At 75.8% G+C, this 14263-nt stretch carries 13 protein-coding genes and 2 tRNA genes; 4 read left to right on the top strand and 11 right to left on the bottom strand.

Annotated features, from left to right (window positions below):
• Positions 1-30: 30 nt before the first annotated feature.
• Complete coding sequence (leuC, locus tag E4A51_RS01795) at positions 31-1494, bottom strand: 3-isopropylmalate dehydratase large subunit (protein WP_046528736.1); 1464 nt, start codon at positions 1492-1494, stop codon at positions 31-33.
• Between the two features lie 119 nt (positions 1495-1613).
• Here leuC and E4A51_RS01790 point away from each other — a divergent pair, with 119 nt between their 5' ends.
• Complete coding sequence (locus E4A51_RS01790) at positions 1614-2333, top strand: IclR family transcriptional regulator (protein ID WP_013117541.1); 720 nt, start codon at positions 1614-1616, stop codon at positions 2331-2333.
• 239 nt (positions 2334-2572) lie between these two features.
• On the opposite strand, the gene E4A51_RS01785 is transcribed toward E4A51_RS01790, so the two are convergent.
• The 5 genes from E4A51_RS01785 to E4A51_RS01765 form a co-directional block, all read right to left on the bottom strand.
• Positions 2573-2645: transfer RNA gene (locus E4A51_RS01785), tRNA-Glu, on the bottom strand.
• A 144-nt stretch (positions 2646-2789) separates the two neighbouring features.
• Positions 2790-2861 (bottom strand) — tRNA-Gln (locus E4A51_RS01780).
• A gap of 165 nt (positions 2862-3026) precedes the next feature.
• On the bottom strand, positions 3027-3485 hold the full coding sequence (locus tag E4A51_RS01775) for a hypothetical protein (protein WP_134850716.1): 459 nt from the start codon (positions 3483-3485) through the stop codon (positions 3027-3029).
• Between the two features lie 25 nt (positions 3486-3510).
• Complete coding sequence (locus E4A51_RS01770) at positions 3511-4728, bottom strand: hypothetical protein (protein WP_233421186.1); 1218 nt, start codon at positions 4726-4728, stop codon at positions 3511-3513.
• A gap of 25 nt (positions 4729-4753) precedes the next feature.
• Entirely contained in the window at positions 4754-5404 is a 651-nt protein-coding gene (locus E4A51_RS01765; protein WP_070320341.1) for a hypothetical protein, read from the bottom strand.
• 180 nt (positions 5405-5584) lie between these two features.
• Here E4A51_RS01765 and E4A51_RS01760 point away from each other — a divergent pair, with 180 nt between their 5' ends.
• Positions 5585-5809 (top strand): helix-turn-helix domain-containing protein, encoded by a 225-nt coding sequence (locus E4A51_RS01760; RefSeq protein ID WP_046528740.1) that lies wholly within the window; start codon positions 5585-5587, stop codon positions 5807-5809.
• Between the two features lie 80 nt (positions 5810-5889).
• Here the strand turns inward: E4A51_RS01760 and E4A51_RS01755 are convergent, their stop codons facing one another.
• Positions 5890-6447, bottom strand: coding sequence for a hypothetical protein (locus E4A51_RS01755; RefSeq protein ID WP_240696337.1), 558 nt, complete (start codon positions 6445-6447; stop codon positions 5890-5892).
• Positions 6448-6547: 100 nt separating this feature from the next.
• On the opposite strand from E4A51_RS01755, the gene E4A51_RS01750 reads away from it, so the two are divergent.
• Both E4A51_RS01750 and E4A51_RS01745 read left to right on the top strand, forming a co-directional pair.
• Positions 6548-7489: a LysM peptidoglycan-binding domain-containing protein gene (locus tag E4A51_RS01750; protein ID WP_070320343.1), complete on the top strand. Its 942-nt coding sequence runs from the start codon at positions 6548-6550 to the stop codon at positions 7487-7489.
• Positions 7486-8130 (top strand): Rv3235 family protein, encoded by a 645-nt coding sequence (locus E4A51_RS01745; RefSeq protein ID WP_134850715.1) that lies wholly within the window; start codon positions 7486-7488, stop codon positions 8128-8130. Before E4A51_RS01750 ends, E4A51_RS01745 begins: the two co-directional genes overlap by 4 nt.
• Before the next feature lie 59 nt (positions 8131-8189).
• On the opposite strand, the gene secA is transcribed toward E4A51_RS01745, so the two are convergent.
• The 4 genes from secA to E4A51_RS01725 form a co-directional block, all read right to left on the bottom strand.
• Positions 8190-11003, bottom strand: a complete 2814-nt coding sequence (secA, locus tag E4A51_RS01740) for a preprotein translocase subunit SecA (RefSeq protein WP_134850714.1) — start codon at positions 11001-11003, stop codon at positions 8190-8192.
• A 121-nt stretch (positions 11004-11124) separates the two neighbouring features.
• On the bottom strand, positions 11125-12414 hold the full coding sequence (locus E4A51_RS01735) for a winged helix-turn-helix domain-containing protein (RefSeq protein WP_134850713.1): 1290 nt from the start codon (positions 12412-12414) through the stop codon (positions 11125-11127).
• A gap of 94 nt (positions 12415-12508) precedes the next feature.
• Positions 12509-13141 (bottom strand): ribosome hibernation-promoting factor, HPF/YfiA family, encoded by a 633-nt coding sequence (gene hpf / locus E4A51_RS01730; protein ID WP_046528745.1) that lies wholly within the window; start codon positions 13139-13141, stop codon positions 12509-12511.
• A 160-nt stretch (positions 13142-13301) separates the two neighbouring features.
• Positions 13302-14225, bottom strand: a complete 924-nt coding sequence (locus E4A51_RS01725) for a ComF family protein (RefSeq protein ID WP_240696336.1) — start codon at positions 14223-14225, stop codon at positions 13302-13304.
• Between the last annotated feature and the right edge of the window lie 38 nt (positions 14226-14263).

Genomic DNA, 14263 nt, shown 5'->3' with positions numbered 1-14263 from the left:
GAGCCTGCCTGTCGGGGGGTCGCGGGGGCGTCAGACGGTCTGCAGCGTGGCGTCGGGCGCCAGCGGGCTGCCGTCGGGCACGGGCACGTCGTCGCCGAGGTCGGCGACCGAGGACAGCGTGCCGCGGATCGCGGTGGCGGCCGCGACGAGCGGCGACACGAGGTGCGTGCGCCCGCCCTTGCCCTGCCGGCCCTCGAAGTTGCGGTTCGACGTCGACGCCGAGCGCTCCCCCGGTGCGAGCTGGTCGGGGTTCATGCCCAGGCACATCGAGCAGCCGGCGTTGCGCCACTCGGCACCGAAGTCGAGGAAGATCTTGTCGAGCCCCTCGGCCTCGGCCTGCAGCCGCACGCGCGCCGACGCGGGCACGACCAGCACGCGGACGTCCTCGTGCTTGGTGCGGTCCTTGACGAGCTTGGCGACGGCCCGCAGGTCCTCGATGCGCCCGTTGGTGCACGAGCCGATGAAGACCGTGTCGACCTTGATGTCACGCAGCGGCTGCCCGGGCGTCAGGCCCATGTACTCGATCGCGCGCTCGGCGGCGACGCGCTCGTTGGCGTCGGCGATCTCCTCGGGCACGGGCACGCGTCCCGACAGCGGCAGGCCCTGGCCGGGGTTGGTGCCCCACGTGACGAACGGCTCGAGGTCGGCGGCCTCGAGCACGACCTCGGCGTCGAACTGCGCGTCGTCGTCGGTGCGCAGCGTGCGCCAGTACTCGACCGCGGCGTCCCAGTCGGCGCCCTCGGGCGCGTGCGGGCGGCCCTGGAGGTACTCGAACGTGGTCTCGTCGGGCGCGATCATGCCCGCGCGCGCACCGGCCTCGATGGACATGTTGCAGACCGTCATGCGGCCCTCCATCGACAGGCTGCGGATCGCCTCGCCGCGGTACTCCAGGACGTACCCCTGCCCGCCACCGGTCCCGATCTTCGCGATGACGGCGAGGATGATGTCCTTGGCCGTCGCGCCGATGGGCAGCGCGCCGTTCACGGTGATCGCCATGGTCTTGAACGGCGCGAGCGGCAGCGTCTGCGTCGCGAGCACGTGCTCGACCTCGGACGTGCCGATGCCGAACGCGAGCGCGCCGAACGCGCCGTGCGTCGACGTGTGGGAGTCGCCGCAGACGACCGTGAGGCCGGGCTGCGTGAGCCCGAGCTGCGGGCCGACCTGGTGCACGATGCCCTGGTCCGCGTCGCCGAGCGAGTGGATGCGCACGCCGAACTCGGCGGCGTTGGCGCGCAGCGTCTCGATCTGCGTGCGGCTCGTCGCGTCGGCGATGGGCCGGTCGATGTCGAGCGTGGGCGTGTTGTGGTCCTCGGTCGCGAGCGTGAGGTCGGGGCGCCGCACGGGACGACCCGCGAGCCGCAGACCCTCGAACGCCTGCGGGCTCGTGACCTCGTGCACGAGGTGCAGGTCGATGTACAGCAGGTCGGGTGCGCCGTCCGTGCCGCGCCGCACGACGTGCGCGTCCCAGACCTTCTCCGCGAGCGTGCGGGCCATGTCAGTTCGTTTCCTCTCGTCCGGGGCGGGGGCCTCCCGGTGTGGCTGTCGACCTCGTCGCCGGGGGGTGTGTCGCCCTCCGGCTTGCATCTCAGCCTGCGAGACGCCAATATCGACCTATGGACAACTCTAGCGGAGTCGGCGTCCTGGACAAGGCCGCGTCGGTGCTGAGCGCTCTGGAGGCCGGACCCGCGACCCTCGCACAGCTGGTCGCCGCCACCCATCTTGCCCGCCCGACGGCCCACCGGCTGGCCGTCGCGCTCGAGCACCACCGCCTGGTCGCCCGCGACCTGCAGGGTCGGTTCGTGCTCGGGCCCCGTCTCTCCGAGCTCGCGACCGCCGCGGGCGAGGACCGGCTGCTCGCGGCCGCGGGCCCCGTGCTCACGCTCCTGCGCGATCACACGGGCGAGAGCGCGCAGCTCTACCGCCGCCAGGGCGACCAGCGCATCTGCGTCGCCGCCGCCGAGCGGCCGATCGGGCTGCGCGACTCGATCCCCGTGGGCGCGACGCTCACGATGCAGGCCGGGTCGGCCGCGCAGGTCCTGCTCGCGTGGGAGGAGCCCGACCGGCTGCACCGCGGCCTGCAGGGCGCCAAGTTCACCGCGACGATCCTGTCGGGTGTGCGGCGCCGCGGCTGGGCGCAGTCGGTGTCGGAGCGCGAGGTGGGCGTCGCGTCGGTCTCGGCGCCCGTGCGCGGCCCGTCGGGGCGCGTCGTCGCCGCCGTGTCCGTGTCGGGCCCCCTCGAGCGCCTGTCGCGCCAGCCGGGCCGGCTCCACGCCGCCGCGGTCGTCTCGGCCGCCAACCGCCTCACCGAGGTGCTGCGGCGCACCGCCGACTGAGCACGTCGCTACCGGCCCCGTCGCGGGCGTCCCGACCACGGTCGGAGCGCCCTCGGCGGGGCCGGTCCGTCCTCGGGCGGCCCGGACGTGGGACACGACGCGTCGCACCCCGCGGGAGAGGCACGCCCCCGGGGTGCGACGTCACGGGACACGACGCCCCGAGGGCGCGCAGCACCCGGCACGCAGTGAAGCGGACACGAAGAAGACCCGGTCACCTGTGGTGACCGGGCCTTCGACCGTACCCCCGACCGGATTCGAACCGGCGCTACCGCCGTGAGAGGGCGGCGTGCTAGGCCGCTACACAACGGGGGCCTTGCTCACGTCCCGAAGGCCGTGTGCCGAGTGAGCACTCTACCCGATGACCTCGCCGAGTCGAAACTCGCCGTGGCCCACGGACCCACCACCAGGATGGACGCGCTCGTGCAGCACGAAGAGCCGAAGCTCTCCGTGCAAACGCTGGGGTACCAGGACTCGAACCTAGACTAACTGAACCAGAATCAGTCGTGCTGCCAATTACACCATACCCCAAGGGCTGTGACCTGCCCCGACGGGGAAACCACGGCTCCTGCGGTGCGCGCCTCGCGGCCTCGCACCGGCCGTGAACATTACCCGAGCCGAGGGCGTGCGGTCCAACCGGCCCGGGGTGGTGCGGATCACGTCACGGGACCGTCCGTCACCGGGCCGCGACGCACGTCACACCGACGGGATGTCGGCGACCTCGGAGACGTCGTACCAGAGCAGGTCGCGTTCCTCGAGCCGCTCGAGCGCCGCCTCGTCGCCGTCCACGACGGCCCGCACGTCGGCGGCGGCCTCGGGCTCGTCGACGTGCACGCTGACGACCGCCGCAAGGTCCACGGCCGCCGTCAGCTCGACCGCCGACGGCACCGGAGGATCGGTCAGGGCGCGCACCGCGGCGTCGGGCACGTCGGCGGCCACGACCACGCGCAGCGGCGGCGCGTCCGGGCTGCCGGCGACACGCACGAGGGAGTCGTCGGCCGCGCCCGCCTGCGCGGCGTACTCCCACCCTTCCTCGTCCTCGTCGGGCCACGTCGCGCGCAGCTGCGGCGTCACGGCGTGCGCGACGCGCGGGGTCAGGAGCACGGGCGACCCGTGCTGCAGCTCGTCGAGGGTCACGGGCAGGTAGACGCGCACGGGACCAGTGTGCCGCCGCGCGGCGTCAGGCGACGGGGACGCGCACCTCCGGCGCGTCGACCGTCAGCCCCGCGACGACCTCGGCCGCGAGCGCCGCGACGCTGCGCCGCGCGGGCGACCCGGGCGCCACCTCGCGCAGCGCTCGCCCCTCGAGCATCGCGGCGTCGACCGCGGCACGGTCCTCGGGCACGAGCACGACGTCCTGCACACCGGCGTACCGCGCGAGCGCCGCCGCCACGGCCTCCCCCGGTCGCGCACCGGCCACCGTCGGGCGCACGCGGTTGACGACGACGCGGCGCGTCGTGGCGAGCCCGGCGTCGGCCGCGTCCCCGAGCGCCCGCACGAGGCGCTGGACGCCGACCGGGTCGGCCGCGCCGACCACGACGACGAGGTCCGCCTGCTCGAGCGCCGTGAGCGTGGCCGCGTTGCGCGCGGGTGCACGCGTGTCGTAGCTGAGCACCTCGTCCTGCTCGAGGCAGAACCCGGTGTCGACCACCGTCAGGTCGGCGAGACCACGTGCCTGGCCGAGGACGACCTCGAGCGAACTGCCGGGCAGCTCGGGCCACCGGTCGGCCCGGGCGATGCCCGACAGCAGGCGCAGGTCGGGCAGCACGACGGGCGCGAGCCGCGCCAGCGTCGGCAGGTCGAGCGCGCCCTGGCCGGCGGCGCGCGCCGCCGCCGCGAGCCCGGGCGCCTCGTCGAGGACGCCGAGCACCTGCCCCACGACCCCGCCGTACGTGTCGGCGTCGACGAGGAGCGTGGCGCGCCCCAGCGCCGCGATCTCGGCCGCCAGGTTCACCGCGACGAACGTCCGCCCGGGCGCGCCGGTGGGCCCCCACACCGCGACGGTCGCACCGCGGCGCGTCGCCGCGACGGGCACGGGCTCGGCGACCACGGGCGGGCCGTCCCCCAGCACCCCGAGCGCACGGCTCACGACGTCGGCGCCGTCGTCGTCGGCCGCGACGTCGACGACGACGTCGGCGCCGTGCGCCGCGAGCCGCTCGGCCAGCCAGGGCCGCGCCGGGTCGCCCAGGCCGACGACGCGCACGCCGCAGCGGTGCAGCACCGCGACCGCCTCACGGTCGAGCCGGTCGAGGTCGCCCGACACCACCGCGAGACCGCCGAGCCCGGCCTCGGCGGCCGCGAGCAGCTCGGTGAGGTCGGCGCAGCGCCGCGTGACGGACAGCAGCCCGCCCGATCCCTCGACGGCCTGCACGATCGCCGTCTCCGCGGCCCCCTGCACCGCGCACAGCACCCCGACGCCCACGTCAGGCCCCCGGCACCGGCACGACGCCGACGGTGCCCTCGCCGGCCAGCGCGCCCAGGACGGTCGAGAGCTCGGAGCGCGGCACGAGGACGTGCACGGTCCGTGCCCCGCCGGCGGCGAACGCGCCGTCCGACGTGCTGAGCTCGGCGACCGTCAGGCCGTCCGCTAGCTGCTCGGGCGCCGCCCTGCCCGTCTCCGCGACGTCGGCCGGCGTCCACCACAGGTCGACCCGCCCACCGGCGACCAGCCCGCTGGGCGCCGGCCCCGTGAGCGGCACGGGCACGGCGCGCACGTCGAGCTCGGCGGCCGCGCCGACCGCGGCCGACGGCACGAGCTCGCCGCCGCCGACGGTGCGCAGCAGCACCGCGTCGGGCGGCAGGGGGCGGTCGGCACGCAGGTAGGCCTCCACGTCGTCGCCGAGCCGGACGTCCGCGACGACCATCGCGTCGGCCGTCAGCGCGGCGCCCGGCACGAGCGCGTCGCGGGCGACGTACACCGGCACGGTGCGCTGGGCGTCGGTCACGACCCAGCTGCCCAGCGCGACCGATCCCGCGATGAGCGCGATCCCCACGAGCAGGCGCGGGTCGCGCCAGCCCGGCCGGCGGACGCGCGCGGCGACGGGGGTGGGCAGGTCGAGCACGGAGGTGTCCACGGCGGCTCCTGGTCGGTCGGGTCGAACGGGTGGCGCACCCGCGCCCTCGGCGCCCGGGCACGGACGGCGAGGAGCGGCGGATGAGGGTCGAGTGTGGCGCGTCGGCGCGGCGCCCGGGGATGCGGAGGCCAGGCCTGTGGACGACTGCCGATCGGCGCGTGCCCGTGCGAGACTGCCGCCATGGCACCGCGGTTCCTCACGCTCGCCGACGTGTCCGAGATCCTCAACGTCTCGGCGCCGCAGGCGTACGCGCTCGTGCGGTCGGGCGAGCTGCCCGCGATCCAGATCGGCGGCCGCATGCAGTGGCGCGTCGAGGCGTCCGAGCTCGAGCGGTACATCGAGCGCATGTACGCCGAGACGCGCGCACGCAACGCGCACGGCGCGACCTCCGACGGCGCCGTCTGACCCGTTCACGCGCTCGGAGGCTGCCTCCCCGGGCCGTCGTCGCGCGGTCCCCCCGGCCGAGCCCGCGCGCCCGTGCGGCCTCATCGCGAGACGACCGCCAGCACCGCGCCGAACGGCACCACGGCGACGCGCGAGGCGGGCGCCTCGAGCGCGACGTCGACGTGGTCCGCACCGACCCTCTCGAGGCGGCCGACGAGGGTGGCCGCCTCGGTGCGGACCGACGCGACGACGCGGTCGCGCGCCAGCGCCCGCAGCACGTGGCCGAGCCCCAGGGCTGACGCGGTCCGCGTCGCGGGCGGGGCGACGTGGGCACCCACGCCCTCGACGACGCGGACGGCCGCCGTGGGCACGACGGCGCGCCGCCCGACCCCGAGGTCGACGAGCAGCCACTCGTCCGCGGCCTCGACGAGGAGGCCGTCGACGGCGTCACCGCCCCCGGTCACGACGCGCACCCCGCTCCCCACCGAGGCGCGCAGGCGGTCGACCAGCCGGACCCGTGACCGCTCGGCACGCGTGAGCTCGGCGACGTCCCAGCGGGCGTCCTGCTCGCGGCCGGCCGCGAGCTGCGCCTCGAGGTCGGCGAACAGCTGCTCCCAGCGACCTGGGAGGGGCTGCCGCACCGGGTGGTCGCTCGTCACGCGCCGGACCTTACTGGACATATCCCCCCGCATGGACTACACCTAACGGCACCTCGCTTCATCAAACGACATCAAACGACACCATCAGGGGAGATGCCACGTGGAGACGACGACGACACCCACCCGATCGGGCGCCCGCCGTCCGGTCGTCGCGGCGACGACCCTCCTGCTGACGGGGACGGCCGCGCTCGCCGTCGCGCTGCTCCTCGCGTGGTGGTCGCTCGACCAGGTCACGAGCACGCGCCTGTGGCGGGTCGAGTCGTTCGTGGGCCCGGGCGTGGTGACGGCCGGGGCGGCCGCCGCGGCGTGGGTGGGGGCCTCCGCGCTGGCCGCCGCCGTCTGCGCGCTCGCGCGGGCGACGGGTGGCGTCTGGCGCTCCGGCGAGCGCGTGGTGCAGCGCTGGGCGCCCGGGCTCGTGCGCCGTTCGCTCGCGCTCGCCGTGGCCGCGGGCGTCGGGCTCGGAGCCGCCACCGGCGCGCACGCGACCACCGACGCCGCTCCCCCGGCCGCCGCCGTCACGACCGTCGTCGACCTGGGGTGGGCACCCACGGACGCACCGGGCACCGTCGGTGCGCCTTCACGGACCCACGACGCCACGCAGGGGCGCACGCCGTCCCCTCCGGCGCCCGCGAAGCGCGCGGACGGCGACGACGCGTCCCCCGCGCACGGCCGCACCGCCACGCACGACGACCCCGACGAGGCTCGCTCCGACGCACCGGCCGCCGTGGCCGGGAACGCGCGTGACGCGGCGCCCAGCGCCACGGAGGCGTCGGACGGGCCGTCCGGCGCCTCGCCCGGGGACCCGTCAACGCTCACTACCTTCGAGCACGACACGGAGGGGACGGTCGTCGTGGCCGTCGGTGACAGCCTCTGGGCCGTCGCGGCACGTCAGCTCGGGCCCGGCGCCACGGACGCGCAGATCGCCGCGGAGTGGCCGCGCTGGTACCGCGCCAACGAGGCCACGATCGGGCCGGACCCCGACGTCCTGCGTCCCGGCCAGGTGCTGCGCGCCCCCGGCCCGCTCGAGGGGGCCGCCCGATGAGCGAGCTCTCGCACGACGACCTCCCGACGCCGCTCGAGGCCGTCTTCGCCGCACGGGACACCGCGCGGGCCGCGCACCTGGTCGCGCCCGCCCCGGACGTGACCGTCGCCCACCGGGCAGGACCGCCGCCCGACGCACCCGGCGCCGCCCACGGGTCTCGACCCCGCCTGCGCCTGGTCCCGGCGCCCGAGCCCGCCGCCGTGCGTGCGGCACCGCGGGCCGAGCCGCCGCCGACCCTGACCGAGCGCGTCCGGCGACTCTCGGTCGTGGACCGCTCGCTGGTGGTCGACGAGGACGACAGGGGCGCGCCTCCCACGACCGACCCACGGCGGTTCGCGCACGGGGTGGGCATCGCGTGCGTGGAGGCGGCGCTCGGGCGGCGCCCGGCGGCCCAGCTCGCGCGATGGGTCGCGCCGGGCGTGCTGGACTCGCTGCAGCGGCGCGCCGACCTCGTGCGCCGCACCGGCGTGCTGACCCACGCGCGCCAGCCGGCGGCTCGCCGGGTGCGCGTGTGCGCGGTCGACCCGCACGCGGCCGAGGCGTGCCTCGTGGTCGACGACGGCGTCCGCGTCCGCGCCGTGGCGCTGCGGATCGAGGCGCACCGCGGGACGTGGCGCGTCACGACGCTCGACATCGGCTGACCCGCCCGAGCACGACGACGCCCGCCGCGGGTCTCCCCGCGGCGGGCGTCGTCACGTGGTCAGCGCTTGCGCTGGCCCTTGGCCTTCTTGCGACGGTCCGCGCGGTTGCCGTCGCCCGAGGCGGCGCTGCGGGCGGGGGCGCCGTCCTCGCCGCTCGTGACGACCGCGCCGTCACCGTCGGCCGACGGGGCCGTGTACTGCAGCGGCGTCCGCTCGGCCGGGCCGTCGAGCCCCTTGGCGACCAGTCGCCCCTCGCCCGCGTCCGCCGGGGCGGGCCGCTGCGCGGCCGCCGCGGCACCCGCAGAACCCGCCGCGAGCGCGGCCGAGTCGGCGCTGACGACCGGCGCACCCGGCGTCGCGGCGTCCGTGGGCTCCTGGACCTGCACCTCGAGGTTGTAGAGGTACTGGACCGACTCCTCCTTGATGGCGTCGGTCATCGCGTTGAACAGCTGGAAGCCCTCGCGCTGGTACTCGACCAGCGGGTCGCGCTGCGCCATCGCCCGCAGCCCGATGCCCTCCTTGAGGTAGTCCATCTCGTAGAGGTGCTCGCGCCACTTGCGGTCGAGGACCGACAGCACGACGCGCCGCTCGAGCTGGCGCATGTTCGCCTCGCCCAGCTGGGCCTCGCGCTCGGCGTACGCGTGCTCCGCGTCCGAGAGCACCTCACGCAGGATGAGCTCGGACGACAGGCGCGTCTCGCCGCCGGCCTGCTCGACGACCTCCTCGGGCGTGATCGTGATCGGGAACACGCCCCGCAGCGACGTCCACAGCGCCTCGAGGTCCCAGTCCTCGGGGCGCCCCTCGGCGGTCGCGAGCTGCACGTAGTCCGTCAGCACGTCGGTGCGGAAGTGCGCGACCTGCTCCTGCAGGTCCTCCCCCTCGAGCACGCGCCGCCGCTGGTCGTAGATGACCTCGCGCTGGCGGGACATGACGTCGTCGTACTTGAGGACGTTCTTGCGGATCTCGAAGTTGCGCGCCTCGACCTGCGACTGCGCGGACTGGATGCCCCGCGTCACGATCTTCGACTCGAGCGGCATGTCCTCGGGGAAGCCCGCGCGCGTCATCATCGACTCGGCCAGCCCGGAGTTGAACAGGCGCATGAGGTCGTCCTGCATCGACAGGTAGAACCGCGACTCGCCGGGGTCGCCCTGACGGCCCGAGCGGCCGCGCAGCTGGTTGTCGATGCGGCGCGACTCGTGGCGCTCGGTGCCCAACACGTACAGGCCGCCGAGCTCGGTGACCTCCTCGTGCTCGGCCGCGACCGACGCCTTCGCCTTCTCGAGCACCTCGGGCCACGCGGCCTCGTACTCCTCCGCGTTCTCGGCGGGGTCGAGACCGCGCTGCGCCATCTCCGCGATCGCGGTGAACTCGGCGTTGCCGCCGAGCATGATGTCGGTGCCTCGACCGGCCATGTTCGTGGCGACCGTGACGGCGCCCTTGCGGCCGGCCTGCGCGACGATCGCGGCCTCCCGGGCGTGCTGCTTGGCGTTGAGGACCTCGTGCGGCACGCCCTGCTTCTTGAGCTTGGCGGACAGCAGCTCGGACTTCTCGACGCTCGTCGTGCCCACGAGGACGGGCTGACCCTTGGCGTGCCGCTCGACGATGTCGGCGACGACCGCGTCGAACTTGCCCTCCTCGCTCTTGTAGACGAGGTCCTTCTGGTCGATGCGGACCATGTCCCGGTTGGTGGGGATCGGGACGACGCCGAGCTTGTAGGTGCCCTGGAACTCGGCCGCCTCGGTCTCGGCGGTACCCGTCATGCCGCCGAGCTTGCTGTAGAGGCGGAAGTAGTTCTGCAGCGTGATCGTGGCGAGCGTCTGGTTCTCGGCCTTGATGGCCACGCCCTCCTTCGCCTCGATGGCCTGGTGCATGCCCTCGTTGTAGCGACGGCCGGGCAGGATGCGGCCCGTGTGCTCGTCGACGATGAGCACCTCGCCGTTGAGGACGACGTAGTCCTTGTCGCGGCGGAACAGCTCCTTGGCCTTGATGGCGTTGTTGAGGAACCCGATGAGCGGCGTGTTGAGCGACTCGTAGAGGTTGTCGATGCCGAGGTAGTCCTCGACGCGCGCGATGCCCGGCTCGAGCACGCCGACCGTGCGCTTCTTCTCGTCCACCTCGTAGTCGCGCTCGCGCTCGAGGCGGCGCACGACCTTGGCGAACTCGCCGTACCAGCGGTTCGCGTCGCCCGACGCCGGGCCCGAGATGATGAGCGGCGTGCGGGCCTCGTCGATGAGGATCGAGTCGACCTCGTCGACGATCGCGAAGTGGTGGCCGCGCTGCACGAGGTCGTCGACGCTCCACGCCATGTTGTCGCGCAGGTAGTCGAAGCCGAACTCGTTGTTCGTGCCGTACGTGATGTCCGCGGCGTACTGCTCGCGGCGCTGCGCCGGCGTGAGGTTCGACAGGATCGTGCCGGTCGTCAGCCCGAGGAAGCGGTAGACCCGCCCCATGAGGTCGGCCTGGTAGCCGGCGAGGTAGTCGTTGACCGTGACGACGTGCACGCCCTTGCCGGTCAGCGCGTTGAGGTAGGCGGGCGCGGTCGCGACGAGGGTCTTGCCCTCACCGGTCTTCATCTCGGCGATGTTGCCGAGGTGCAGCGCGGCGCCGCCCATGAGCTGGACGTCGAAGTGCCGCTGCCCGAGCGTGCGGCGCGACGCCTCGCGCACCGCGGCGAACGCCTCGGGCAGCAGGTCGTCGAGCTTCTCGCCGTCGGCGAGCCGGGCGCGGAACCGGTCGGTCTCCTCGCGCAGCTCGGCGTCGGACAGCGACAGGAAGCTGTCCTCCAGCGCGTTGACCTGGGCGGCGATGCCGGACAGCTTCTTGAGGATCCGCCCCTCGCCCAGCCGGAGGACCTTCTCGAGGATCGCCGTCACGCAACTCTCCCGACGTCGTTGGCGCCCGTCCGCTCGCGGCATCGGGGCGGCGCATGTCACCCGACCGCTCGGCCGGGGCCCGACCATCGTAGGCGAGCCGCGCGACCTGCGTGAGCGTCCCTCAGGGCGCGGTCGGCCGGAGCGCGCCGGCGAGGGGTGCGACGAGGTCGCCCGCCGCGTCCGGGCCCGTGCGCACGTCGTCGAGCCCGAGCCACCGCACGACCGACCACAGCTCGGCGGCGAGCTCGTGCGCGACCTCGCCGTCGGCGGGCGCACCGGCGGCCACGTCGCCCGCCGGGCCGGGCGCACGGTGGGCGGCGTGGACGCGCAGCACGCCGTCACGCCGGTCGGCCTTGAGGTCGACGAGCGCGACGAGCCGGTCCCCCAGCAGGAACGGCAGCACGTAGTAGCCCCACACGCGCGCGTGCGCCGGCGTGTAGATCTCGATGCGGTACCGCAGGCCGAACAGCGACTCGGTGCGCGTGCGCTCCCAGACGAGGGGGTCGAACGGGCTCAGCAGCGTGCGGCCCTGCGCACGTCGCGGGACCGTCGCGTCGCGGTGGCGGTACAGCGGCCCACGCCAGCCCGCCACCTCGACCGGGACGAGCGTGCCGTCGTCGACCAGCTCGGCGACCACCGCGTGCGTCGGGGCGAGCGCCGTGCGCCAGTGGTCCGCGAGGCAGCGCACGCTCGCGACGCCGTGCGCGCGCGCCGCCTGCTCGACCAGCCGTCGGCGCGCGGTGGGCTCGTCGACCGGGGGCGCCGCGAGCACGTCGGGCGGGAGCACGCGGTCGGGACGGTCGTAGCGCCGCTCGAACTGCGCGTTGCGTCCGGCGCTGGTGAGCTCGCCGACGAGGAACAGGTGCTCGAGGGCGCGCTTGGCGTCGGTCCACGCCCAGCCCCACGCCTGCGCGCGGCGGCCGTCGCCGCCGAGCACGGCCCGCACCTCGCGCGCGGTCAGGGGCCCGCGCTCGTCGATCACCGCGCGGACGCGCGCGACCTCGGGCGCGTCTGCGATGGGGACGCCGTGCAGGGCGTCGCCGCGGCGCTCGACGCGCGCACGGTTCGCGGCCTGCTTGAACGCCAGGTCCCGGAACGTCGCGGGCGGCACGAACGAGGCCTCGTGCGCCCACGTCTCGACCAGCCGGCGCGGCGGGCGCGACGTCGCGCGGTCGAGCGCCGTGACGTCCCACGGGCCGACCCGCGCGTAGACCGGCATCAGGTGCGCGCGCGCGAGCACGTTGACCGAGTCGATCTGCAGCAGCCCCAGCCGGTCGACGACCTGCTGGAGCGCGCGCGTGCCGGCGGGCGTCGGGCGCTCGGGGCGGCGGCGGTGCAGCCCCGACGCGCGCAGCACGGCCCGGCGGGCCTGCGCGGGCGTGAGCCGCTCGGTCGGTGGCACGCGGGTCATGCGCCGATCCTGCCGGTCACCACCGACACCGGGCCGGGCGCACGTGCGGGGACGGTCGGCGACCGTCCCCGCACGTCGCGCGGCGCAGCCCGCGTCAGCCCGCGGCGGCCTGCGTCGTGGCGACCGGCACGTCGAGCTTGATCACCCCGTAGCTCCAGCCGCGCCGACGGTAGGCCACCGACGGCTGCGCGGTCTCGGCGTCGACGAACAGGAAGAAGTCGTGCCCGACGAGCTCCATCTCGTACAGCGCGTCGTCGACCGTCATCGGCTCGGCCCGGTGGACCTTCTCGCGGATCAGCACCGGCGAGTCGCCGAGCGGCGTCTCGACGACGCCGTCCGGCCCGGGCTCGGGTGCGGCGTCCGCCTCCTCCTGCGGGGGGCTCGGCGGACGCACGTCGACGGGCGTCAGCGGAGTGTGGTTGCGGTGGTCCTTGCGCCGGTCGCGCGCGCGCCGCAGCCGCTCGAGCAGGCGCCCCATCGCGATGTCCAGGGCCGCGTACGCGTCGTCCGCGCACGCCTCCGCCCGGATCACGGGCCCCTTGTCGATCACCGTGAGCTCGACCTTCTCGCTGCTGCCCGACTGCTTGTGGCTCGCCTCGTGCGAGACGAGCACGTCGACGCGCTGCGCGCGGGGGGCCAGCTGCTCGATCTTCGCGAGCTTGTTCGCGAGGTGCTCGCGGTACCGCGTCGTCACCTCGGTGTGCCGGCCTGCAACCACGATCTCCATGTGGGCCTCCTGAGAGGTCGGGGGCGGGCGCCGCCCGCCCGGACGAGTACGTCTGCGGCCCCACGACGGGGGCACGGGCGGCATCACCTCCTCCGCGCGCACGCACCACCGCTCGACTGCTGCGGCGGGCGCCTCGCGGCGTCGTTCCCAGGACCCCACGCTATCCCGAGCGGGCACCGGAACGCACATGCGCCACGGCCGTCCGGGGGACCCTCGCGGCCGCCGGGTCGTCCGGCGACGGCGTCGCGGCGAGCGTGCACGCGGCCCGCACGCGGGCGCTGGCGGCGACGAGCGCGGCGTGGCACGCGGCGAGGGTCGCACCCGTGGTCAGGACGTCGTCGACCAGCACGACCTCCCGCCCCCGGACCGCCCTCGCCCGGCGCACGCGGACGCGCCCGACGAGCGCCGCGCCGCGCGCCCGCGCCCCGAGGCCGGCGAGGTCGGGGCCCGCTGCCCGCACGAGGGGCGCGGCGCGGCGCGCCTCGACGCCGACGTCGCGCAGCCCCGCGGCGACGGCGCCCGCGAGCACGTCCACGGGGGCCCGGCCGCGGCGCCGGCGCGCCGCGGCGGACGACGGCACCGCGACGACGAGCACGGCACCCGCCACCCGCCGGGCACCGGCCTGCGACGCCGACGCCCGGCGTCCCGACGGGCGCGACGCCGACGGCACCGACGGGTCCGACCCGCCGCGGTCCGCCGCGCCGCCGAGGTGCCGACCCGTCCGGCGCAGCGCCGCCGCGAACGGACGGTCGAGGTCGGCGCGTCCGCCGTCCTTCCACGCGGTCACGGCGTGCCGGACCGGCCCGGCGAACGCCGCGGGCGCGAGCACCGGCAGCAGGGTCCGCCCCTCGAGCAGGTCGAGCCGCCCCGCGCCGTGGTCGCGGCGGACCGGCGGACCGTGCAGGTGCGCGGCGCACGCGTCGCACCACGGCACGTCGGCGAGCCCGCAGCCGGCGCACGCGACGGGCACCACGAGCCGCACGAGGTCGCGCGCGGCCGCGACCGCGAGCGCCACGCAGACCGTGGCGCTCGACGCGGGCTGCGCGGCCGGGTCGTGGCGCGTCCGCCGGGGTTCGTCGTGCACACCGGCAGCCTCCCGTGCCGACGGCGGCCGACGACCCC

It is taken from the genome of Cellulomonas sp. HD19AZ1, from assembly GCF_004535805.1.
GTDB classification, from domain to species: domain Bacteria; phylum Actinomycetota; class Actinomycetes; order Actinomycetales; family Cellulomonadaceae; genus Cellulomonas; species Cellulomonas iranensis.
This window is presented reverse-complemented; position numbering and strand designations above follow the sequence as displayed.